Here is a 23448-nt window from a genome sequence, read left to right on the forward strand (position 1 = left end):
GTGCTTAAAAGTATCAAAAAATAGATATCCGGTTGCCAAAAGTAAATATGCCGTTCACCTTAAGTGAACGGCATTACGCTGATAGCGGGCGTTCGTCGTTCAATAACGTTAGGTAATTAGCCTTTGTAGCGCTGCATCACTAACGTACAGTTGGTGCCACCAAAGCCGAAGCTATTTGACATAACCGTGTTTAACTTAGCATCACGCGTGGTAGTGACTACGTCCATACCTTTTGCGGCTTCATCTAGGGTTTCTATGTTTATAGAAGGGGCGATAAAATCGTTTTCCATCATTAATAAACTATAGATCGCCTCGTTTACTCCCGCAGCACCAAGCGCATGACCAGTCATCGCTTTAGTTGCACTTAATGGTGGTACTTTATCGCCGAAGACTTGACCAATAGCCCATAGCTCTTTTACATCACCGACTGGAGTAGACGTACCGTGAGTATTAATATAATCGATAGGTTCATCAAGCCCTTCCATTGCCTGATGCATACAACGAACTGCGCCTTCACCTGAAGGGGCAACCATATCAGCACCATCTGACGTAGCACCATAACCGACAATTTCGCCGTAAATTTTAGCGCCACGAGCCAATGCATGCTCTAGTTCTTCAACGACAACCATACCGCCGCCGCCTGCGCCGACGAAACCATCGCGATCAGCGTCATAGGTACGTGATGCCTTACTCGGCTCATCATTGTACTTAGTAGAAAGTGCACCCATAGCGTCAAATTCCATAGACAATGTCCAATGTAACTCTTCACCGCCACCAGCAAAAATAATATCTTGCTTACCTAGTTGAATTTGCTCTAGCGCGTTACCAATACAGTGTGCGCTGGTAGAACATGCAGAACTAATCGAATAGTTAACACCTTTGATTTTGAATGGCGTCGCCAAACAAGCAGATACCGTACTGCCCATACAGCGTGTCACCATATAAGGACCAACGCGCCGTAAACCTTTTTCACGCAAAATATCGACTGCTTCGACTTGGTGCTGAGAAGAGGCGCCGCCTGAACCGGCAATAATACCAGTGCGAACGTTAGACACCATTTCAGGCGTAAGGCCTGAATCTTCTACCGCTTGCTGCATAGCAATGTACGCATAGCCCGCCGCATCACCCATAAAGCGTAACGTTTTACGGTCGATGTGGTCAGCTAAGTTAATATCAACTTTACCCCAAACATGACTACGCATGCCATTTTCGGCAAACTGTTCAGAATATGTGATGCCAGAACGCCCCTCTCTAAGGGACTTCGTGACTTCATTTTTGTTGTTACCAATACTAGAAACTATACCTAGTCCGGTGATAACCGCTCTTCTCATGATTAACCCTTCAAGCAAAAAATTGCTGCTTATAAAATTGCCGCATATGGTAACGATTTTAACGTCGCAACTGGTCTGCTCTTCTGTGTATAAATATCATACACAGCGCAAACTGTTCAACAAATCATCACCGGTTAAAAATAGCAATACAGTTTGGTTTATATACACTGTTTGGTTTGTTCAGACAGTTACCTTAAACTATCGCGCTTTTGAAGACTAGTCCAAGCATACTCGGAGACCCACCCGATTGACCATTAAAACAGCATATATTGAATTTAATGCCGATGGCACACCATTGGCCACGGATTTTGACGATATTTATTTTTCCGCTGCCGGCGGCGCGGCCGAAGCCGAACACGTCTTCATTCTGAATAATCAACTGCTGGATCGCTGGTCACGTTGGTCCAAAAATACCTTCGTGATAACCGAAACTGGCTTTGGCACAGGGTTAAATTTTTTAGTTACCCTAGCGACGTTCAGCCAATTTATTAAACAGAATCCCAATAGTCATTTTAGCCTACATTTTGTTAGTACCGAAAAATTTCCGCTAAATCGCAAAGACTTAGTGCAGGCGTTAGGGACTTTTGTACAATTTAATGACTTAGCAGAGGAACTTATTAGTCAGTATCCCATGCCGTTAACTGGCTGTCATAGAATGAACTTTTGTAACAATCGGGTGATTTTAGATTTATGGCTGGGTGATATCCACGATTCACTGCCGCAAATATATGTGGATCAAAAGGGCTTAGTCGATGCCTGGTTTCTGGACGGCTTTGCCCCCAGTAAAAACCCACAAATGTGGACCCACGCGTTATTTGAGCAAATGGCCAGACTCGCCAGTAACGGCTGCACATTTTCTACATTTACCGCTGCGGGCTTTGTTAAGCGCGGCTTGCGGGATGTCGGCTTTACTGTAGAAAAACGTAAGGGCCATGGTCGAAAACGTGAAATGCTCGCGGGACATATTCTTCATCCAAACAGTGAACGACAACAAGCCAAGTATTATCATCGCTCGGCCTATAGGGCGGCGCTATCGAAGTCGTTTAATTTGGACAAAAAACCGACTGTCGCTATTATAGGTGCAGGTATTGCTGGGGCGACAGCAGCCTATGCATTAGCGCAAAGAGGCTATCAATGCGATATCTATTTCAACGACTCAGCTCCTGCCCAAGGCGCCTCCGGTAACCCTCAGGCTGGGTTTTACCCTCAGTTGAATGCAGATGCTAGCCACAGCAGTCAAATTAATGCCCATAGCTTCGTATACGCCTCAGGTGTTTACCGAAAACTGTTAGCTGACGGTTACGATTTTGCTCATCAATGGTGCGGTGTATTGCAGCTTGGATTCAAGCCTGCTTTAGCAGCACGCTACGCAAAGCTAATTGACAATAATATCTGGCCAGAAGATCTAGTCCGATATGTTGACTCACAGCAAGCCCAACATATCAGTCAATGCGCTATGCCCTACAGTGGTCTATTTATGCCTTTAGGCGGCTGGATAGACCCAGTCCAGTTAGTCAAAGCGCTATTTAACGCCGCTGGGGATTTAAGCAAAACCACATTACATAACAATCAGACATTGACCGGACTTGAACGACATAATGAGCAATGGCAATTAAACTTTGATTGCTTAGCTGAAAATACCCCTAATAGACAATATCAAGCCATCGCCGATATTGTTATCTACGCCACGGGGGCCAAAAGCCAAAGTGTTACTGATTTAGATGACTTCCCTTTACGTATGGTTCGCGGCCAAGTTGAAGCCATTCCTGCTCAGCCAGCCTTAGCTAACCTCAATACGGTACTGTGTCATAAAGGATATTTAACCCCAGAATATCAAGGACAACATGCGTTGGGTTCGACTTATATAAAAGATGATCTGGCGACGGATTATCGACTCCAAGAGCAAACAAAAAATTTGGCCACTCATTATCAATCTCTTGAAAAATGTCCATGGGCACAAAATGTTGAAGGAAATGGAGCTGGCCGTGCAGCGGTGCGTTGTAGCTCACCAGATCACTTACCATTAGTCGGTGCATTGGCGGATATTGCCAAGCAAAAAATTGAGTTGGCGGATTTATATAAAGCCTTTCCGCAGACTCAGTACCCTCAAGGAAGCGATCTGCCGAACCTATATATGCTCACCGGTTTGGGCTCTAGAGGATTAACCACTGCCCCACTGATGGCCGAAATACTGGCCAGCCAAATCAGCGCTCAGCCATTACCTTTACCAAATGATTTACTGAATACCTTAAACCCTAACCGCTTTCTTATTCGACAGCTTATTCGCCGAGAAATATAGCCCGGTTAAAAGATGAAAAATCAGCAAACTAAAAGGCATAAAAATGAGGGTAATCCAGCTCTCATTCTTAGCGAAAATCAGCCTAGACTTTATTCAGCCCGACTAAACAATTGTTGCCATAAAGCTGAGACTTCGATTTTATCTTGGCCTAACACTTCTTTGTTTACGTACGCCTTTTCTAAGCTTTTTAACATGTAGGTATTCAACGTATCTAGGGAGAAGTCATCTAATCTTAAGGCGTTGCTGCCTACTAATGAAAAATGCCCCGTTAGATAACTGGCAATAAACAATTCTTGGTCATTACCGTCAATTACCACGCTGTCAAGATAAGCTTGGGTGGAATCCACAAAGTCATCAAACGCTTGTTTTGTCACGTCACAGTTTACTGATTCAATCATTGAGGTTTCTAATGTCCTATAACAATGTAAGTTGATAAATGGGCCAAAAATAGTTGTTCAGCCTATTAAAATTTGGCAATCGGATACAAAACTTGGTCTTTATACCCAGTGGTTACACTTATCAAGCCCGCGAGCTGTGCATCTAGTGCGATATCACCGGTATCTGCGATAAGAGGTTTATTATTAAGAGCCTGTAACTTTCCCTTCGTCGCGACAACTAAAAAGTTCTCGCGACCAATTTGCCGCAATACACCAGGGCTAAGTTGTTGATTACCTCGCCCAAAAATATGCCCCTGGCCACCAATTAAGGTAATCACTAGGGTGGTAGGGGCCATTGCAGTATGTTTCAGTAACACATCAGCGGACACATCGTTGGCGACTAGTCGGCCGCCTTGCACCATATCGACCCCCAATAAGGTATTGGCCAAATTGAGCTCTTGCATGATGAAGTCAACCGTGGAACCTGATCCCATCACAAATAAACGCTCGGGGTGCTCATCCATAAATTCGATCACTTGGGCGGCGATATCGGCTAACACGAGTTCATTGGACTCTCTTCCGCCCATTTTAACCGCCTGCATATAACGCAACTCACTGGGTACGCGCATCTCACCGTAATGGCGTGCGTTAACACGGCCTTGACGAAACAATACTTCATCTATATCCATAACATCAGCGTCTTGCAGCGTGACAATTTGTCCTTGAATCAACATGGCCACCACACGCCCTGCAGCTTGCGGCGTCACGGCATAAACACTTGAATGAATTTTACAGCCTGCTGGCACGCCCAACACAGGTAACGTGGCACCGACAATATGACAAATATTGCGTGCGGTTCCATCCCCCCCTGCAAACAACAGTAAGTCGACATTATGTGCTTGTAACACTTGCGCGCACTGCTCGGTATCGATCGCTTCGCTTTGCAACGTTTGTGGCTGGTATATCACTGTGTAGCTAAAGCCTAGCTCGGCGACTAAAGTTTCGCCCATTTCACCGGCTGCGGTAAAAATATGTATCTGCGTTTTAAAAGGAAGTAATTCTTCAAGGGCTAATCGTGTGCGACTATTTGCTAGTTTTTGCGCTCCTAGCGCCAAAGCTTGCGCGCGGGTATCACTGCCGTCACTGCCTTTTAAAGCCACACTGCCACCAATACCAGCAAACGGGTTTATGATTAGACCTAGCGAAAATGGCGCTTTATTGGTCATAATGCCTCCTCAATTGGTTTATCTGGATGACTCCCATCCGCATTTGGCAACGCAAACTTGGCCGCAATGATATCGTCAGTTCCATAAAATTCAGCCAAGCGCTTAATAAACAATGCCGCTCGCGGAGGAAAGCCTTCTTGTAAGTAGCGCATCACTTGCTCGTACACGTTTAACGTAAAGTGTTTCGTATCCGGTTCAACACCATTTAAGTTATCTGTACTGACACGAAATGGTTTATTCGCAGCGACGGAAAATGCCCATTCAATTGCTTGTGGTTTTATTTCTACTTGCTCGAATTGTTTTTGTTGTTGCTCGTTACGACCATCAGGGCAATACCAGTAACCGTAATCGTTGAGTAAACGACGCTGGGCGCCTGCTATGCACCAATGCGCTATCTCATGTAGTGCACTGGCAAAATAACCATGCGCAAAAATCACCTGATGATAAACACAATTATTGCCTGCTGGGATATATTCGGGCTCATCTAAGCCTTTGACCAACTGAGTATTTTCACTTTCAGCAAAGGCTGCGTTAAATAGCGCGATAGCGTCTTGGAAACGATGCGACACGTGATGCAATTCGCAGTGACTTAGATCACATGACGGTTCTGGGGAATTTAAGGTATTCATTAGGGCGGCATTCTACCGAACCCCATACTATAAACTCAAGCCGATAAACGTTCTATTGTGTTACCTCTTGCTTTACGTCAAGCTATAGCCACGACTATTTTCATCTCACCTACAAGGACATATCATGTTAAAAGGTATCGTAAAGCCGCTATTAATCGCCTGCACGTTCAGCGTGGCCTCTGCTCAAGCATTTGATGTTAAACATACTTCAGTGGCACCCATCATAGATGGCCAACAAGACGCCGTTTGGCAGCAAGCAAAGTGGCATGATATGCCGTATTTGATGGACGGCACCTTGCCTGAAAAAGCAGATTTTAATGGCCGTTATCGTTTATTATGGGATGAAAATTACTTGTACTTACAAGCTGAAATTACCGATGACATGTTAATTGACACCCATGCAGATCCCCTAGATCGTTATTGGGATGATGATGCGCTTGAGATTTTTGTTGATGGAGATGCATCAGGTGGAATTCACCAGTTCAACCACACCGCGTTGGCATATCACATTGGTCTTGATAACCAAGCAGCTGATATTGGTGATGATGAAAAGGCGCATCTGTATAATGACCATATCAGCAGTATCTGGAAGCGCCAATTAGGTACACCCAATACCGTATTATGGGAAGTGGCCATAAAACGTTATCCGAATGACTATACTGATGCAGACCCAAAAGCAGCAATTTTGCTTAAGGCTGGTGACGTTATGGGTTTTATGTTGGCTTATTGTGACAACGATGGCAGCGATGTGCGGGAACATTTTATGGGCGACCATGACTTTGAAGCGCAAAATGGTAGCAAAAACCTAGGCTTCATCACCGCCGACGTATTCGGTAAGATAACCCTTAGAAAATAATGCCTATTTTCGCTGGGGCTCACCCAAGTCTAAATCACGCTTGTTAATTATATGCCTGATTTAATTTCACAAATTTCTCGCCACCTGCGTACGGTGGCAGACGTGCAAAATATTGCCCTGGAAGCGGGTTTACAGCCACTTGTTCAGAGTGTACAAAAATGGCAAACGCTCCGCATGCACGCCACCCATCAGGCCCTGCTGAATGATCCTCTTCATGCACCCGCCCTGCAATTTTTTGTAGAACAAATATACGGTCCCCAAAATTTTAGCCAAAGGGATGCTGATATAATCCGAGTTGTACCGAAAATGCATAAGTACATGCCTAATAAAGCACTTAGTTCGTTAGCGTCTGCTCTTCGCTTACAGGCCTTGTCTTTTGAATTGGATTACGCTGTAGCCATTAAATTTGTTGAACAAGCTACATCTGAATTCATCGTAATTGACCGACAGAGCTACGCACAGGCTTATCTGGCTGGTGATAATTTATCTCTACGCCAAGAGCAAATAGCATTATTAAATACCTTAGGGATTAACCTACGCGAGGCCGTTGCGGTAAAAGGTGTGACCATGATGCTGGCCCTATCAAAGCATCCAGCTAAAGTGAAAGGCCTATTCACCCTACATCAATTTTTACAAAATGGTTTCAAAGCGTTTAAGAAAATCCCTAATAGTGAGCTGTTTATGCAAAATATAGTGACGAAAGAGCAGTGCCTTGCGTCACTATTATTTGCCCCGCAGGGGGAAAACCCGTTACCTTATGTGCCTAGTATTGAAATGACACTCGAGACCTAAACGAATATGCCGACCCCATTAGAGCACCTTCCTTGGCTACACCCAAAGCCCTTTATTTGCCAATGGCAAATCAGCCCTGAACAAATCGACCACTACAATCATGTAAACAATGTGGCCTATGTCAGCCAACTTGAGCGCACAGCTTGGGCTCATTCGAATTCATTAGGACTAAGTATTCAGCAGTATCAGGAACTGGATAGAGGTATGGCGATTAGCCGTCACGAAATTGATTACCTCGCCGCAGCATTGCTTGGAGATACCCTCGCCTGCGCGACGTGGATAATAAGCTGTGACAACAAACTAAAACTCGCCCGACACTTTCAATTTATTCGGCTTAGTGATGGCTTAACCATGCTAAAAGCGAGAACAGAATTTGTCTGTATTGCCCTAAGCTCAGGTAGACCGAAGCGAATGCCAAAAATATTTACCGACACGTACGTTGGCGCAATGATCACTGATAACGATCAATGAGCCCAGATGGAGATACGCAGTGTGACTAGCCGCGCCCGCCCTCAAAATTATGATGCTTTCAAATTGATGAGTTAGCATAGCATGACTAAAACGCACACTACCCTATTGATACTGCTTATCGCTTCAGTGGTCATTAACCTCTATCAATACAGAGAACGAATCGATACAACAAAAATTTATTTACCTGAAAGAGTTGACGCAGCAGACCAAGATACCAAAGCTGCAGTACTCGGTGAACAGGAAAGATTAGAGACCAACTTCCCCCCCACTTACGAACGTCTTGATAACGACCGATTATATCAACAAGAGCCTAAGCAAGATTTTACTAACAAACGCCCTCTCGCTCGCCGAGAGGCATACTTAGCTCAAGCCCGACACTGGTTGGCGGCTCAGGAATACGCCAAGTTAGACGAATTCCTGCCGCTTTATTTGCGTCAACATCCACAAGATATCGACTTTTTATTGCTGGAGGCTGAATATATCGTCCACACCAGCTTATTAAGTGACGCGATTATTCATTATCAAAGCTTATTGAGCTTACCATTGAGTGCCGCCCAACAAGAGCATGTGCAGCAAACGGTAACCCGTTTAACTGAAGAAACGGTAGCTGCACTTACACAAGCTAATTCTTGGGATATTTTAGCACAATTTATCGAGCCATTATTGCAGGTTAGTCCTACCAGTCGTTCACTTATATTGGCTCTTGCTACAGCTTATGCACGCCAGCAACAAGCTAACTTAATGGAAAATGTGTTGGCGTCAATTCGCTATGATGATCCTCAGGCTATCCGTATTCGACAGCTCATTGCACGACCCTATCAATCATTAACTGAACCTAATCATGACTCTCGACTTTCTGAGCCATTTACAGATCCATTTCGTCACAATGAAGATACCCCCATAGCACTACTCAAATATGGCGATCAATATGTGGTAACGACCCGCCTAAGCGGTCATCAAGTGAATTTTTTAATTGATACGGGTGCATCAACAACTGCAATTTCACGCCAAAAATTTAAGCAGCTTTTCAAGATAGTCCAAACCAAATTTGTCGGACAATTTAACGTGCAGACGGCCAATGGCACTGTCCGCTCACCTATGTATCAATTTGCCTCACTAGAGATTGCCAATCTTCACGTGAAGAATATCAATATAATGGTGTTACCGCTTGGCGAGTTAGCGCACAGTGATGGCTTATTGGGTATGAACTTTTTGCGGGAGTTCGATTTTCGAATTGATCAACAAAATGCGCAACTCTATTTACGCTAAGTTGACTTAGTTAGGTTTAGTCGAAAGAAACAGTTAAAACGGATAGCTGATGCTATCCGTGACGAAGCGGTTATTTGCTAGCAAGTAAAATCCTGCTAGCTATTCCTCTTCGCTAGGGCCTGCTATACGCGCCTTACGTTCTTGCTCTTCCTCGAACGCAGCTTTAATTTCTTCTAGAACAGTGTCTACATCCGCTTCATCGTCAGGGAAATCAAAATGTCCTGTCAACTGGGTATCAGGTTCAAGTTCACCGGATTCAAACAACGCCCACATTTCTTCCGCATAGTGCGTATCTTTCAACTCTGGAGCAAATTGACCGTAATACTCAGTCATATTGCGCACGTCACGCTGCAACATACTAAACGCATTATTATTCGCTGCAGCGTCGACCACTTGTGGTAAATCGATAATAACCGGGCCGTATGCATCAACTAAAACGTTAAATTCGGATAAATCCCCGTGCACTAAGCCAGCCAAAAGCATTCGCATAACATACACCATCACCACAGCATGATCTTCTATGGCCTGCTCAGCAGACATAGCGACGTCATTTAGGCGCGGCGCCACATCACCGTCATCGTCAGTGATTAGCTCCATTAGCAATACGCCGTCATAGCATCCGTAAGGTTCAGGCACACGCACACCGGCTTTTGCCAACGTAAATAATGCATCGACTTCGGTGTTTTGCCAAGCATCTTCCTGTTGCTTACGACCAAACTTAGAGCCCTTTTCCATGGCGCGAGCGCGGCGGGTATTACGCACTTTACGGCCTTCTTGATATTGCGCTGCTTTTTTAAAGCTACGCTTCATCGCTTCTTTATATACTTTGGCACAGCGGATTTCTTTACCACACAGTACAGCGTACACGGTGGCTTCTTTACCACTCATAAGCTGGTAAAGCACCTCATCAACAAGGCCATCATCAACCAGTGGTTGGATTCGTTTTGGTATTTTCATGGCGCCGTTATACAGCAGTTAAGGCATGCTTGGAATAGCAGCAAAAGATTGTCATACACTTACTCAATGAAACACCTTAGAAATGAAGTTAGATATTGGCTTTGAACGGACGCTTAGTCACGACTCTGTTTAGGTCACTTTTAGCGTCTCGTCATCAATTAAAAGCAGGTTAAAACACTCACACTTTGTAGTAGATTAATCTGCTAATGTTTCAATATCAAGTGCTTAAACGACGTCTCGACAAAATCAGTTAAGTTGATCCTAACAAACTTAATTTAACAAACTTTCCTCAAGCAATTTGACAATTAATGTTGCTTGAAAATCAAGATTTTAAAGCAACCTACAACACAAACCGCACATCAGTGTTGCCGGAGTGCGCGAAGTGCTATGCTGCAACCTAGGCTTTGTTGTTCACGCCATTAGGAACCCTATGAAGATAAAAATACCGAAATGTTTTTTGTTAGTTAGTTACCTTTCATTAGTCAGCTTGGGCGTAGCCCACGCCGCGATCGTTCATCCATTAGAACAAACCACTGGATTAAAACGCTTTGATGCATCTCAGCGTTTAGGTACCGACCAAAATAGCCGCAGTACCATGGACATAAAACATATCCATATTGGGGATAACGCCCTCGCCAGTGCCATGATGCTGTATGACCAAGGGGCAAAACTACACCATATTGCCCGCAGTACCCGCAGCGATAAAGTTCGCCTAAGTTTCTATCAACCCTACCAAACCTCGCGCTTAGAACAGCGAATAGAGCTGCACTTCAATAAATTTAACGGTTTCATCAATGAAATTAAAAGCCTGTATACCGTTGAGAGTGCTTATATTGGCATCAAAGAAGTATTGAAAGATGTGCTCGCATCAGCAGTTTCTAAGTATGGAGAACCTCTGACGATTGAGACTGCACGCAAGCAAATCAGCACGCAGCAAGGTGATGTGCCGCTTCATAGTTTTGTAGCAGCGTTAAACCCAAGAGAAGATGTTGCGAATGACGTTATAGAATACTTCGAAGCGTTGGAAGTATCACGCAGTGCTAAATTTGTCAGTGATGATACCGGGTACGCTGTATTGCACAGTGGCTTTAACCGATGCTATGTATGGCAAATGCACAGTTACAATGAAGTACTAACGTTGTGCTCGTTCGACCCATCGGCAGCCAATTCAGCTAATCGCGGGGTAGAATTGTCGTTGATTGATTTTGCAGTACAGGAAAAAATTGCTTCCACTGAAAAAATCAAAAGTGAATTATCGTTAAGCTTGTAAGCTGTGACAGCTATTTATCGGCACTAAAAACCGCGAATATTATAATTTATAAGCAAAATGGGGCTGTCAAATGTGTCGATTCAAGACATAATTCGGTTTCTGTCCTTAAAACGAACAAACTAGGAAAAATAAATGACTGTAAAACGTATTGGTCATCGTTACATCGATGCCGCCAGTGGTAAAACGTTAGATGTGTGGTTCCCACGCGCAAACACCCAAATTGCGCGTAGCTGCCTAGCCCAAAAAGTGGGATTGATTAGCAGCGATTTCGTTGAAATTGAACTTGAAATTGACGGCGCGCCAAAAACCATCGAAGACGCTTACCTGCGTTTGCATTTGTTATCTGAAGGCACAGTGCAACCAAATTGCATCAACCTAACTGGCATATTTGGTTTATTGACGAATGTAGCCTGGACCTCAGCAGGCCCGGTATTACCGAACAAAGTCGACGAGCTTCGTGGTGCCATTGCCAATGAACACCACCATTTAAGCATTACCTCTATTGACAAATTCCCGCGCATGACCGATTACGTTATTCCTGAGGGCGTACGAATTGGTGATGCAGACCGTGTACGTTTAGGCGCACATTTAGCTGCTGGCAGCACCGTAATGCACGAAGGTTTCGTTAACTTCAATGCAGGTACACTCGGTAGCTCTATGGTTGAAGGACGTATTTCTCAGGGCGTAGTCGTAGGCGACGGCTCTGACATAGGTGGCGGTGCATCCACTATGGGCACATTGTCTGGTGGTGGCAAGAGCATTAACGCTATAGGCAAAAACAGCATGGTAGGTGCTAATGCAGGTATCGGTATTTCACTCGGTGATGATTGTATCGTTGAAGCGGGTCTGTATATTACCGCGGGGACTAAAGTAAAGACCCCTGATGGTGAAGTGGTATCCGCACGCCAGTTGTCAGGTATGAACGGTTTGTTATTCCGTCGCAATAGCCAAACGGGTTCAGTTGAAGCGATTGTTGCAGATTCTTCTAAGTGGGGCGGTCTTAATGCCAGCTTGCACAACAATGACTAATTCGTTTTAAGCCGCTGATAAATAAGACGTTTAGTTAGAATTTAAAAATAAAACCAGCTGAAAAGCTGGTTTTTTATGCTTACAATGAATATTAGGCCCAAGGGATTATCTGCGCATTAATACCATTTCGATGCCGATTTTTATCAATCAAACCACTGACGAGTACGGTTGGCAAAATACACCAAAGACAACATAACTGGCACCTCAACTAAGACCCCCACTACTGTGGCCAGCGCAGCGCCTGAGTGAAGCCCAAACAACGATATTGCTACCGCGACGGCCAATTCAAAAAAGTTAGATGAGCCAATCATACTGGCTGGTGCAGCTACATTATGGGGTAAGCGCAGGCGTTTTGCTGCGTAGTAAGTAATGGCAAAAATACCATAGGTTTGCAGCAACAAAGGGATCGCAATTAAGACGATCATTTGTGGTTGTTCCAGGATTGTTTGTGCTTGAAATCCGAATAGTAAAACGACTGTCGCTAATAGACCAATAATTGACCAAGGCTTCAGTACACTCACAAATTTAGTAATCCTCGCATCATCGGTTTGCGACTCAGCAGTACCAGTCCCTTTATTCAACCACGAACGTGTCATCGCTCCCGCGAGTAAAGGTAAGAGCACGTACAACACCACTGAAATAATCAACGTTTCCCAAGGTACTTGAATATCACTCATACCGAGCAACAACGCACTAATCGGTGCGAACGCGAAAATCATGATGATATCGTTCACCGATACTTGCACCAACGTATAATTTGCATCGCCTTTTGTCAGTTGGCTCCAGATAAAAACCATGGCGGTACACGGCGCTACGCCAAGTAAAATCATGCCAGCTATATATTCGTTCGCAGTTTGCGGGTCGACCCAATCGGCGAATATTCCTTTAAAAAATAGCCAACCTAATGCGGCCATGGTAAAGGGTTTAACCAACCAATTAATAACCAATGTCAGTATTAAGCCTCGGGGTTTACGCCCCACATCTTTGATCGACGAAAAGTCAATTTGGATCATCATCGGGTAAATCATCAACCAAATCAGTACCGCCACCACCAGATTAACGTGTGCATATTCAAAACCAGCTATCTCTGCAAATAACTCCGGTTGCATACTGCCTAACAGCACGCCCGCAGCAATACCTAGCGCGACCCAAACTGATAAATAACGTTCAAATAAGCCCATAATACTCGCCTTACCCTTTGCTTAAAATTATATCGACCGCTGATTTACGCGCTGGCTAACCTTTTCAGCGCTTTCTACTCTCTCAGAATAACGATCTACCAAATAATCGGTGTTATCTCGCGTCAGTAAAGTAAACTTCATCAGCTCTTCCAGCACATCCACAATACGATTGTAATAAGGTGATGGCATCATCTGATCATTTTCGTCGAACTCCATAAAGGCTCTTGCCACTGAAGACTGATTAGGTATGGTTAACATACGCATCCAGCGCCCCAAAATGCGCATCTGATTTACCGCATTAAATGACTGGGAACCACCGGAAACTTGCATAACCGCCAAGGTTTTACCCTGAGTAGGCCTCACCCCACCTAATGACAAGGGCACCCAATCAATTTGGCTTTTCATAATGCCCGTCATGGCACCGTGGCGTTCAGGTGAACACCATACCTGTCCTTCTGACCACAACATAAGGTCTCGCAATTCAGCGACTTTAGGGTGCATTTCATCTTCTGCGTCCGGCAAGGGCAAACCTGTCGGATCAAATATCCGGGTATCTGCGCCCATGGCGTTGAGTAATCTAGCGCTCTCTTGCACCACTAAGCGACTAAACGAGCGCGTTCGAAGTGATCCGTACAACAACAGGATCCTTGGTTTGTGTTTTGACCCCGCACTTTTGAAATTACCTGAAGACGGAACGACGAATGACTCTGTCGCTATATTTTCTGATAAGTCTGCTGGCACCTCTGGTGCGTCAATGGGGTTAAAATCGGACATTATTGTGCTCCCAGTACAGCAAAGGCATCACGCAATGCTTGAGGATTTTTCCTGTCTAACGCCAAGCGCGACATAGCGTGTACTCGTTGAGTAATTTCTTCGATTGTCGCGCGAAAAGCATGGGCGATTTCCTCATCATTACCCGTTAATTTTGATGGATCTGATAAGCCCCAATGCACCTTAACGCTATCACCAAACCATAGTGGACAAGCCTCACCCGCCGCACTGTCACAAACGGTAATGACCACATCTGGGGCAAACGCTTCAAATTCATCCCAAGACTGGCTCTTTAGTCCGTCGGTGGCAATGCCCGCTTCCTGTAAGTATTTAATAGATAATGGGTGCACTTCACCAACAGGCTGGCTGCCTGCGCTGCGGGCGTCAAACTCGCCTTGCCCAACATGATTAGTAATGGCCTCAGATAAAATGCTGCGACAGCGATTGTGGGTACAAATAAAAAGGACTTTTAACATGATATAGCTCTACTATTTTCCGTTATTTAGTGGGTAATGGTTTTACAGTGTTAGCGAATTTTCCATACTGGCGATCCGTCAATCACAACATTCATTTTGCTTGGCAATATTCAAATTGGTAATGCAGTCATTCAAATAGGCCTCTGTATTATGGGCAGTGGTTTGCAGTACGGTCATAGCCCAATCCGGCATCTTTGGATTAATGGAATAATAAACCCACTTCCCTCGGCGCTCATCAAGCAAAATATGGCAACGGCGTAGATCAGCTAAATGACGCGACACTTTAGGCTGACTCAATTTCAAGGCAGTAATTAAATCACATACACACAACTCTTCTTCGAGATAAATTAACATTAACGCCTTAAGTCGTGTGTCATCAGACAAGCATTTATAAAACGTAAGAGGGGACAAAATCGGGGTAGACATACAACGCTCCGCAGCTTGATATGCGAAATATCATATATATGTTTTTACGAATGTCAATTATTGATTTCTGCATATAGAATGAATGTTATCAAGGGATCATTCGAAACCTAATCATTGTTACTTTTATCTAAGAGACTGGCATTTGCCTGCAATAACGAGGTATAACAAACACCTACCTCGTAGATAAAACCATTACTGATACGGAAAAAATATGCTTACAAGCAACAACTTCATCGGTGATTGGCTTCCCGTTGTCATCACATTGGGTATTTTTGGGTTGCTCACTTGGTTAGTGCAAGCCGTGTTCTTTAATAAGCTAAAGCGCACGGGAGATGAGAATATATTTGCTCGTCAGCTTGGTATGTTAACGCTTATGCTAGTGGGCCTGATCACAGTGGTGATTATGCTGCCGGTATCAGAAAGTCTAGAGCTACAGATATTAAGCTTAATAGGCTTAGTACTCTCTGGTTTGCTGGCATTTTCCTCTACCACTTTGTTTAGCAACTTGATGGCCGGAGCATTAATGCGCTTCACTCAGCCTTTTCGCACTGGCGACTTTATTAGTTTTGATACCTTCTTTGGCCGCGTAACTGAATTAGGTCTGTTTGACTGTGAAATTCAAACTGAAACCCGAGAACTGGTGTCTATTCCTAACAACCTGTTGATCAATAAACCCCTTAGCGTCATTCGCCGTTCAGGCACTATTATCAGTGTCGAATTATCTTTAGGTTATGATTTGCATCACAGCAAGATAGATGCGTTATTATTACAAGCGGCTAAACAAACTGGACTAGAAGATCCTTTTGTGCACGTTACCCAGCTTGGTGATTTTTCGGTCACCTACCGGGTCAGCGGTCTACTTGTTGAGACAAAGAATCTGCTTACTGCCCGTTCAAATTTTCATCGACATGTGCTCGATTGCTTACATGACAATGATATAGAAATAATGTCGCCTACCTTTGTTAGCCAACACGCAGGCCCAGACGTAGAGCGAAAAATCGCCCACTCCCCAGGCTTTAATCAGATACAAAACGACAGCACAGCAGAAGACGTGGTCTTTGACAAAGCAGAGCAGGCCCAACAACAAGCGACTGACAAAGTCGACTTACTCGAACAAATTAAAACCTTAGAAAGCAAAATCCCCGAGGCCGAAAAAGATCAGCGCAGAGCCATGGAGAAGCGTATCGATACGTTAAAACAAGAACTCGCTGATATTAAAAGCGTAGTAGAAACGCCAGAGGATGAATAGTGAAAGGGCCAGTGGCTAGCCTAAATAGATGAATAGCCAGCGAAATAAGTATCTATTGGAATGAAGCAGTCCATGCTCTCAAAATCCTCAGTAAGTTCATCAATCGATTGGATTGATTTTTAATTTGGTTAGTGCGCATGTTTCGTCTGCGATGTTTTCTTAAAAAACTTAAAACTCACTTCGTAAAGCCCGTCTAGATGCCTTATCCACCAAGGTAAAGCGTTTATCCACTTCCGCTTTATTATTAGTAACTTGGTGACCTTTGACTTTCACGAATACACATTCAATTTTGCATATTAAACAATAGAAGTCTTGATATAATTGATAATTGCTCAGTCGTTTGTTGCGAGCAGAGAAATAATCATTTTGTTCTAGGCTGGCCTGCCTGCTCGGTAAGTCAATGATATTCTGTGAGTCAGTATACACAGTCAAACTTGAACCTTGACCATTCACCAAAGCATCTATTTCTGACAATGCCCATAACAGGGTTTGTAATTCAAGTTTAGTCGAACTTGTTTGTTCGAAACGTTTTATTTTAACTCGTTCTTTGAGGGTATCAATCGGCAGATTCTGATCAGATATAAGTAGGTAAGCGCCATAACCCACTTTTCGCTGAGAATTAACACTACCGTCAGTAAATAGTTGTAAATCCGGCATTATTTATCCGTTTAAAAATGGCTAAGCGTGAACATTAACGTTTGCTTTTACAGCAATTTAATAATCAACGGATTGGGCGAATGAAGGTATTATATATTAAGAATATACCTATTAAGGTAACACGCATCCCGTTACACTGGCTTTTTTTCCTTTATATAAAAAACCGATGACCACAGCATTTACCTACTCCACGACCTATTTACTCGATAAAAGCCATTATATTGAAACTTACGAAGCATCGGTTCCAGCAGATAATTCAAAAAAAGTCTATCTGATTGCGGCTCTACTAGCGCTAGTAGGCTTAGCAGTACTTATGTTAACCGAGATAAACGCATTTGTGGCTTGGTTTATCATCGCCCTAGGCGGCCTAGAAGTATTTAGTATTCGTTTTAAAAAACCGTGGTGGCTGGCCAGACAATTAATCAGCAAGGCAGCCAATACAGAACTGACGTTAACCATCGATGAAGACGCCGTCAGCAGCAAATCTATTCATATTGAAAGTATCATACGATGGGCCGATATCAGCAAAATAGAAAGCACCGAAAATGGCTGGCTGCTCTATCATAACGATAGCAAAAACTACCTATCGGCCAGAGCCCTAACGGAAGAAGCAAAAGCGTTTGTTATGGCAAAAACACAATTAATAAACCCTAAAGCGAATTAAGAAAGATACCGAACGTATAGTTAATCATCACGCACTTGGCAATGCGGTAATCATCTTAACCTTATAGGTATATTAGCCGGTAAACCTTAAGTGTCAGATACATCTGATCTGTAGCGTGCTAAGCCTTTGGCTAATTTCAGCCAACTAAAAAGTGCACTAAATTTGAACTCTATATCGATGAAATAATCTGTATCGCAGCAAAATGACAGCTAAACGTAAATGCATTCGACGCGTCACTATTACTTTGACGAGATTCCATTTTTGATAGGATGTTATTAAAAATGGAAGTGCGGCAAACTAAAACTTATCATAAGACCTATTGCTTTTGTAAAAGACAAAGAAAACACGGTTTTTTACCGTAGTAGAAATTGTCCTCCTTAATTACTTCTGTTCACTGTATTCCTTATGGCATTCGGTAGAGAATACCTGATGAAATTCATTGCAGGTTTTTCGAACAAGATAAAAGACAAAATTGACGCTATCGTTAAGATAATAAAAAATAATGTAAAATGAACGAGTGGCGATAAGCCTAAATCACCTACGATGTACTTTTCGTAAATTTGATGAATGGGTATCTGTAATATGTAGAGCGAAAAACTCGCCTCACCTAAGAGCAAAAGTGGCCTTGCACTAAACATTCGAATTAACTTAGAGCGGCAAATAGAAACGGCCACAATAAAAACAAGAAAAATCGGCGCGAAAAAGCTTGAGCTAAAAGCAAACTCTAGCTCAAAAAAGTTTGAAATTTTAGATTCGTTGTTAAGTAACATCACTAATGTTGCAGTAATCATTCCCACAATAAAAAATGAAGCTGTATTATTTGTAATCGAACACTTCTTTTCTAAAACCCACATTGCACCATAAACCCCTAAGATAAAACTGCAAAAATGTGTAAGAGGAAAATAGTAGATTAGATCGTGGGAAAACGACGGGAAACCACCGTAAAAACCAGCAGATAATGCCCCTGTCGTTATTGCTTGTGTAACCCCCCACACAAATAGTGAAGCTATCATCATATGCCTAACCGACATACTCCTAGACTTAATACCATATAACAAAAATGGAAATGTTAAATAAAAAAAAGCTTCTACAGAAAGTGACCAGCCAGGACCATTTATAGATAGAGGATGAGGAGGAAACCAGGCTTGCAGAAGTGATAAATTCAAAAATAATGAAAGGTTATTTACCTGCTTCCCTTGTAAATAAGATGATAACACCATCAAAACTATTGCTAATAAATAAACTGGCATTATTCTAGCTATCCTTGCCCACCAATAGGATTTATTAATTATGTCTCTATTAAAATAGGATATACCCATAACAAATCCTGACAAAACAAAGAAAAATGTTACCATTTGTGGTCCTGCCGCTAATGCACCGGCAAAGCCGGTTGCATCGCTTCCAAAATGAAAAACAACAACAATTGAGGCTGCTATAAATCTAAAAAAAGTTAATTCATCAATTCTCATTATACACTCATACCTGAAATTATAAAAAAGCGCTCCCCCGCGCTACTGCGACAAAAATTGCTTAGCCGCTTCAAAAAGTGACCGCAGATATGTGTATAGTTTTACTACAACAGTTAAATTATTAACTAGTAATCCTTTTCATTTTTATACAATCTGCTAGAGATAACGAATACTAGGATAGTCAGTAATATTATTTGGTTTGCCGACACCTAACTGCAAAAACGATCCGCTTTTAGGCCTCTGGTAACAAGATGTAAGAACCCTGTTTTGATTCATGTATTGACGCTATAGACATATCGTAGACCGATCCGAGACATCCTAAAAAAATCAAAAAATTGCTGACCTATTATGTATCATTTATCGGCTCTAAAAACATAAGATAAGTTTGGCAAGAGCCAAACTGCTTATTAATTTAATAAAATTTTCTTAGCCGAACAAACATATTGACAGAAGGGGAAGCTCACCCAAAATTAGGTTTTGAAGGAACATACCGGCAAAAATAAAAACGCAGATTTTGCCACACCCGCCCCTTAGAGTCGATTCCAGCATTTATGCTTTTGCAAAAAAACTATTCTGCTTGGCATATAACCACGTCACCACCAGAAAGACTAAAGTAACAACACCACAAACTAACTCAAACTGATCCCCAAGTATCTCTCGATATTTCTTGGACCAAAACAATGCAAAAAAGCCATGAGAGGTCAGTAAGAATCCACACCAAAAATTAATCCGTTTTGCCCAATTGGTTTGGGTCAAACCATACCAAGCCAGATTCCCTAGCAGTACAGTGGCGACCAATAATATAGTTGGAATAATATAATGCCTACCTATTATAAAAGTTTGCAATACCGCCAAACCCGCTAATAAAGCCAACAGCGCCATAAACCAATCTAAAGAATTCGCCCAACCAAGTGATTTTTTCATAATGCCGCCTTTATTATTATTGTAGGGCTTATGCTACTGCAAAATATTAGGCAAACGCCAGTACGAAATAAGCCTAGCTCAAACATAGCAGGCATGTAGTTATAAACTTACTTCTTTACGAGCATCAAGTCATTGGCAACATCATCAAGCATACAGTCACTTTCAATGGCAGTTATTTTATTGTCGAGTGTTTTATCAAACGCTCCTGTTGCAATGGCAGCACGACTACCGTACTCCCCTAAGATAACGTTTAGTAAAATTGAAGTTGGCAAGACAGAAGCAACGCCATTAACTAATTTTTCTTGAGTCGTCGTTTTTTGTAATTCAAGGGTCGCAATATCGAGATGTGCGTCAGCACAATCAACGACCTTGTTCAAATGCCCCTTAACTAGTTCGTGGCGCTTTACGGCTGACGCGCAGCCTGACAAAAAGAATAAAGCCATAGTCACGAGCATAAGTAATGGTTTCATAGAAAATAGCCGTCAGTTTAAAAATTAATGACAGCAGTGTAGACAGGTTATTTTTCAAACAAAAGGGTGTCGCAGTTATTGTTAATGAATAGTGATAGTCGGCATACTTTTGTGATAATTATCAGCGCAAAGCGAGCCAACTCACTGCGCGAAGATTTAGTGCACTAATACGCTAATAATCCAAAGCAGCGACCTCGTTAATCCAGTTCTTTAATTTCCACATTTTTAAACTCGATGGGCTGCCCTTCACTTTGCAGAGCAATATATCCAGACTGTAATACTTTGCCGTCTTGTTTGAATATAGCGCTCTGGCCGTTCACTATTTTATCGTTGCCGTCCAGAGTGGGATGACTGTATTGCAACACGACCTGACCATTAATTAACTGAGTAATCGAATCGTCTTCGACCAATAACTCAGCAGTAACCCATTGATCTTTTGCTAATGCGGGATAATTTGAGGACAGACAATGGGCGGGATACACTTCACCTTGATACACAATGTTGGTAGCTGGGGAGCACATATTCCCCGTCATACGCTTACCATCACCTAAATCAGCCAAAAATTGCATCTCCACTGACACTGGCCAGTTTTGGTCTTTATTAATGGATTCTGGAGATTGGCTATAAAACATCAAACCGCTGTTTAATTCAGCGTATTTAGCTCCCCCCTTGGCAAATTCCCCACTAAAACGATAATCAACACGCAGATGAAAGTTTTTAAAAGATGTCTTGTAAAATAAGTGCCCAAACTCATCAGTAAATTCGTATTGATCGTAACGGACTTTCAGCAAGCCATCCTCTACGCGAAAGGTATTACCGTAATTATCCCCTGCTGGGTGGTGATTAATTTTCATCACCCAATCATCTAAATTTTTGCCATTAAATAGGGTTACCCATTTTTGTGACTCGTTGTTATTGGCGCAGCCTAATAGACCTAAGGTCATAGTGCACAATAGCAAAAGTGGTTTAACTGACATATGTGTCCTTATTTTAGTGCGCATATAGGTTAGAATTTATATAAATAGGCCAACATGAATTTATTTTCGGTGGCACTATCCACCAGCGGACTGTCCTTTATTTCATCACCTAGACTCGTGATACTGCCATCAATAAAAACTGAACTGCGTTTATCAAACAAGTACGCCACGCGCATCCCATATTCTATGTTCACCGTAGCCTCACCTTTATACATCGAGCGAGCAGCAGTAGCCTCATAAGACCGAACACCGTATTGAAAATCAACATAATTGTCATTCAAAAAAACAGCGACAATGCGCGGCGATAGCATAATCTGCTGTCCAAACATCCACGTTTTGTCGACACCAAGACTGAAAAAATAACCTTCTCTATCGCCAGATACATCGCTCATCCACTGGGCATTCACATCAAGCCAAGGATTTTGCCAATGGGCTTTAGCCCCAATACCAAAGCCTCCTTCCCGTTCGTCCATTCCCTGTAGAATAGGGGTATCTTCAATATCATCATTATCGTAGCCTCCAAAATCGTAACGGCCAGTGAGACTAAATTTTATTTTCTGAGTGCTATCGATTATTAAGCTAGGCAGTTTGATATCAATACTTGGACCAAACCAACGAATATATTGGCTTTCGTAACTTAGAAATGGAATGACAACGGTGTTTCTATCAATACCTTCAATTCCCTGCTGCTGGCTTATTGCACCTATGCCAATTCCCCACTGAGAGACATTAACATCTGGTCTACTTCCTTTATATTCAGCCACATTAGCAAACGCCGTTATAGGCCCACAAAACCCCATTAGCAAGATAACAGCATTTATCGCTATTCTCTGCTTGGGGACAGTTAAATAGGGTATTGGCATAAAGCGCTCTCCAAGCTGTATTAAATCAGCTATAATAATTTCGTGATCGCTAATAATCACACATATACAAGCATTGCTTGCAATACAGGCTCCAACACACGGCTAAAAGTGGCATTAAAACATTCCCAACGTCACTATTAACTTGCCATTTTCTACCACTACCGACTCCAGCGTTGCTTTAGCCAATTTCTGTTTTAGATCCGCATCATTTAACACATAGATAGGACGTGACTCTAAAATCGTTCCCACAACAGATTGCAGCAGTTTCTTGATCTCATTTTGCTGGCTCTGAGACACTTTATGTAGATTCAGCTCCACCAGCTTGGCATTGGTAAAATACAGCGCGCCCTGCTCTTGATTGTAAGCGAGGCTGCCTGTTATGTAGCTACTGCCAGTGCCACTATATGCGCCTAACGCACTGGCCTTAATATTTGCCCCGATCCCTATTTCGTTAGTCGCATCGAGTAAATTTAGCCGTGGTTCAGACAACGTCATGGTCACAAAAAACTTAGTGCGCGTCATGGGCATGATGGTATTTACCATCTCTTGTAGTTCGGCTTCAGTAAACTCTTTGGTATAGGCGTGCGCCTGTGACCAACTAAGCGTTAAGGAAATTATAAGGCCAAATAAATACTTCAATCATCACCTCTTGTTCTGCTACGTATTACTTGAAATCGTCTGGTATTGATACTACCTCTTGCTATTGGTTGTATGCCAGCTTTTCATTTAAACGCGAAGGTTAGTGACCATTCACTTTCTAAATAATGTCGAATAGTCTAATTTAGCGCAGAAAATTCTTATAAAAGGCTAGTTTT

The 23448-nt window shown here is 42.8% G+C and carries 25 protein-coding genes; 9 read left to right on the plus strand and 16 right to left on the minus strand.

The window, feature by feature from the left end:
- Positions 1-116: 116 nt before the first annotated feature.
- A complete protein-coding gene (fabB, locus tag GQS54_RS11540) occupies positions 117-1331 on the minus strand; it encodes a beta-ketoacyl-ACP synthase I (RefSeq protein ID WP_166424141.1) in 1215 nt (404 codons plus the stop codon).
- A 247-nt stretch (positions 1332-1578) separates the two neighbouring features.
- Between fabB and mnmC the strand changes: the two genes are divergently transcribed.
- A complete protein-coding gene (gene mnmC / locus GQS54_RS11545; protein ID WP_166424142.1) occupies positions 1579-3630 on the plus strand; it encodes a bifunctional tRNA (5-methylaminomethyl-2-thiouridine)(34)-methyltransferase MnmD/FAD-dependent 5-carboxymethylaminomethyl-2-thiouridine(34) oxidoreductase MnmC in 2052 nt (683 codons plus the stop codon).
- An 89-nt stretch (positions 3631-3719) separates the two neighbouring features.
- Here the strand turns inward: mnmC and GQS54_RS11550 are convergent, their stop codons facing one another.
- The 3 genes from GQS54_RS11550 to GQS54_RS11560 form a co-directional block, all read right to left on the minus strand.
- The gene (locus tag GQS54_RS11550; protein ID WP_166424143.1) at positions 3720-4028 is read right to left on the minus strand and encodes a YfcL family protein; all 309 of its coding nucleotides are present in this window, start codon (positions 4026-4028) and stop codon (positions 3720-3722) included.
- A gap of 65 nt (positions 4029-4093) precedes the next feature.
- Complete coding sequence (locus GQS54_RS11555; protein WP_166424144.1) at positions 4094-5233, minus strand: ATP-NAD kinase family protein; 1140 nt, start codon at positions 5231-5233, stop codon at positions 4094-4096.
- Entirely contained in the window at positions 5230-5862 is a 633-nt protein-coding gene (locus tag GQS54_RS11560) for an elongation factor P hydroxylase (protein ID WP_166424145.1), read from the minus strand. The genes GQS54_RS11555 and GQS54_RS11560 overlap by 4 nt, the downstream gene beginning before the upstream one ends.
- A 124-nt stretch (positions 5863-5986) precedes the next feature.
- Between GQS54_RS11560 and GQS54_RS11565 the strand changes: the two genes are divergently transcribed.
- From GQS54_RS11565 to GQS54_RS11580, 4 genes are all read left to right on the plus strand, one after another.
- A complete protein-coding gene (locus GQS54_RS11565; RefSeq protein ID WP_166424146.1) occupies positions 5987-6718 on the plus strand; it encodes a sugar-binding protein in 732 nt (243 codons plus the stop codon).
- A 102-nt stretch (positions 6719-6820) separates the two neighbouring features.
- Positions 6821-7510: a hypothetical protein gene (locus tag GQS54_RS11570; protein ID WP_346766572.1), complete on the plus strand. Its 690-nt coding sequence runs from the start codon at positions 6821-6823 to the stop codon at positions 7508-7510.
- A gap of 6 nt (positions 7511-7516) precedes the next feature.
- Positions 7517-7981 carry an acyl-CoA thioesterase gene (locus tag GQS54_RS11575; RefSeq protein WP_166424148.1) on the plus strand — a complete coding sequence of 155 codons (465 nt, stop codon included), beginning with the start codon at positions 7517-7519 and terminating at the stop codon, positions 7979-7981.
- An 81-nt stretch (positions 7982-8062) separates the two neighbouring features.
- Complete coding sequence (locus GQS54_RS11580) at positions 8063-9250, plus strand: retropepsin-like aspartic protease (RefSeq protein WP_166424149.1); 1188 nt, start codon at positions 8063-8065, stop codon at positions 9248-9250.
- Positions 9251-9349: 99 nt separating this feature from the next.
- On the opposite strand, the gene GQS54_RS11585 is transcribed toward GQS54_RS11580, so the two are convergent.
- The gene (locus GQS54_RS11585) at positions 9350-10207 is read right to left on the minus strand and encodes a PA4780 family RIO1-like protein kinase (RefSeq protein ID WP_158771058.1); all 858 of its coding nucleotides are present in this window, start codon (positions 10205-10207) and stop codon (positions 9350-9352) included.
- 430 nt (positions 10208-10637) lie between these two features.
- Between GQS54_RS11585 and GQS54_RS11590 the strand changes: the two genes are divergently transcribed.
- Both GQS54_RS11590 and GQS54_RS11595 read left to right on the plus strand, forming a co-directional pair.
- Positions 10638-11477, plus strand: a complete 840-nt coding sequence (locus GQS54_RS11590; protein WP_205967731.1) for a hypothetical protein — start codon at positions 10638-10640, stop codon at positions 11475-11477.
- A gap of 132 nt (positions 11478-11609) precedes the next feature.
- On the plus strand, positions 11610-12506 hold the full coding sequence (locus GQS54_RS11595; protein ID WP_166424150.1) for a DapH/DapD/GlmU-related protein: 897 nt from the start codon (positions 11610-11612) through the stop codon (positions 12504-12506).
- A 143-nt stretch (positions 12507-12649) separates the two neighbouring features.
- On the opposite strand, the gene arsB is transcribed toward GQS54_RS11595, so the two are convergent.
- The 4 genes from arsB to GQS54_RS11615 all read right to left on the minus strand — a co-directional run bounded on the left by arsB (position 12650) and on the right by GQS54_RS11615 (position 15360).
- Positions 12650-13687: an ACR3 family arsenite efflux transporter gene (gene arsB / locus GQS54_RS11600; protein ID WP_166424151.1), complete on the minus strand. Its 1038-nt coding sequence runs from the start codon at positions 13685-13687 to the stop codon at positions 12650-12652.
- A 27-nt stretch (positions 13688-13714) separates the two neighbouring features.
- A complete protein-coding gene (gene arsH / locus GQS54_RS11605) occupies positions 13715-14461 on the minus strand; it encodes an arsenical resistance protein ArsH (protein ID WP_166424152.1) in 747 nt (248 codons plus the stop codon).
- The gene (locus GQS54_RS11610; RefSeq protein WP_166424153.1) at positions 14461-14934 is read right to left on the minus strand and encodes an arsenate reductase ArsC; all 474 of its coding nucleotides are present in this window, start codon (positions 14932-14934) and stop codon (positions 14461-14463) included. Before GQS54_RS11610 ends, arsH begins: the two co-directional genes overlap by 1 nt.
- Before the next feature lie 78 nt (positions 14935-15012).
- Complete coding sequence (locus tag GQS54_RS11615; protein WP_166424154.1) at positions 15013-15360, minus strand: metalloregulator ArsR/SmtB family transcription factor; 348 nt, start codon at positions 15358-15360, stop codon at positions 15013-15015.
- Between the two features lie 211 nt (positions 15361-15571).
- On the opposite strand from GQS54_RS11615, the gene GQS54_RS11620 reads away from it, so the two are divergent.
- On the plus strand, positions 15572-16609 hold the full coding sequence (locus GQS54_RS11620) for a mechanosensitive ion channel domain-containing protein (RefSeq protein ID WP_166424155.1): 1038 nt from the start codon (positions 15572-15574) through the stop codon (positions 16607-16609).
- A gap of 168 nt (positions 16610-16777) precedes the next feature.
- Here the strand turns inward: GQS54_RS11620 and GQS54_RS11625 are convergent, their stop codons facing one another.
- Positions 16778-17266 (minus strand): RNase H family protein, encoded by a 489-nt coding sequence (locus GQS54_RS11625; protein ID WP_166424156.1) that lies wholly within the window; start codon positions 17264-17266, stop codon positions 16778-16780.
- Positions 17267-17432: 166 nt separating this feature from the next.
- Between GQS54_RS11625 and GQS54_RS11630 the strand changes: the two genes are divergently transcribed.
- Positions 17433-17930, plus strand: a complete 498-nt coding sequence (locus GQS54_RS11630) for a YcxB family protein (protein ID WP_166424157.1) — start codon at positions 17433-17435, stop codon at positions 17928-17930.
- 377 nt (positions 17931-18307) lie between these two features.
- On the opposite strand, the gene GQS54_RS11635 is transcribed toward GQS54_RS11630, so the two are convergent.
- From GQS54_RS11635 to GQS54_RS11660, 6 genes are all read right to left on the minus strand, one after another.
- On the minus strand, positions 18308-19399 hold the full coding sequence (locus tag GQS54_RS11635; protein ID WP_166424158.1) for an acyltransferase: 1092 nt from the start codon (positions 19397-19399) through the stop codon (positions 18308-18310).
- Positions 19400-19948: 549 nt separating this feature from the next.
- Positions 19949-20323, minus strand: coding sequence for a hypothetical protein (locus GQS54_RS11640; protein ID WP_166424159.1), 375 nt, complete (start codon positions 20321-20323; stop codon positions 19949-19951).
- A gap of 107 nt (positions 20324-20430) precedes the next feature.
- Entirely contained in the window at positions 20431-20793 is a 363-nt protein-coding gene (locus GQS54_RS11645) for a hypothetical protein (RefSeq protein ID WP_166424160.1), read from the minus strand.
- 197 nt (positions 20794-20990) lie between these two features.
- The gene (locus GQS54_RS11650) at positions 20991-21770 is read right to left on the minus strand and encodes a DUF1080 domain-containing protein (RefSeq protein WP_166424161.1); all 780 of its coding nucleotides are present in this window, start codon (positions 21768-21770) and stop codon (positions 20991-20993) included.
- A gap of 29 nt (positions 21771-21799) precedes the next feature.
- Positions 21800-22633 (minus strand): MipA/OmpV family protein, encoded by an 834-nt coding sequence (locus tag GQS54_RS11655; protein WP_166424162.1) that lies wholly within the window; start codon positions 22631-22633, stop codon positions 21800-21802.
- 114 nt (positions 22634-22747) lie between these two features.
- Positions 22748-23272, minus strand: a complete 525-nt coding sequence (locus tag GQS54_RS11660; RefSeq protein ID WP_166424163.1) for a DUF1439 domain-containing protein — start codon at positions 23270-23272, stop codon at positions 22748-22750.
- Positions 23273-23448 lie beyond the last annotated feature (176 nt).

Source organism: Paraglaciecola sp. 20A4 (genome assembly GCF_011378905.1).
Taxonomy (GTDB): domain Bacteria; phylum Pseudomonadota; class Gammaproteobacteria; order Enterobacterales; family Alteromonadaceae; genus Paraglaciecola.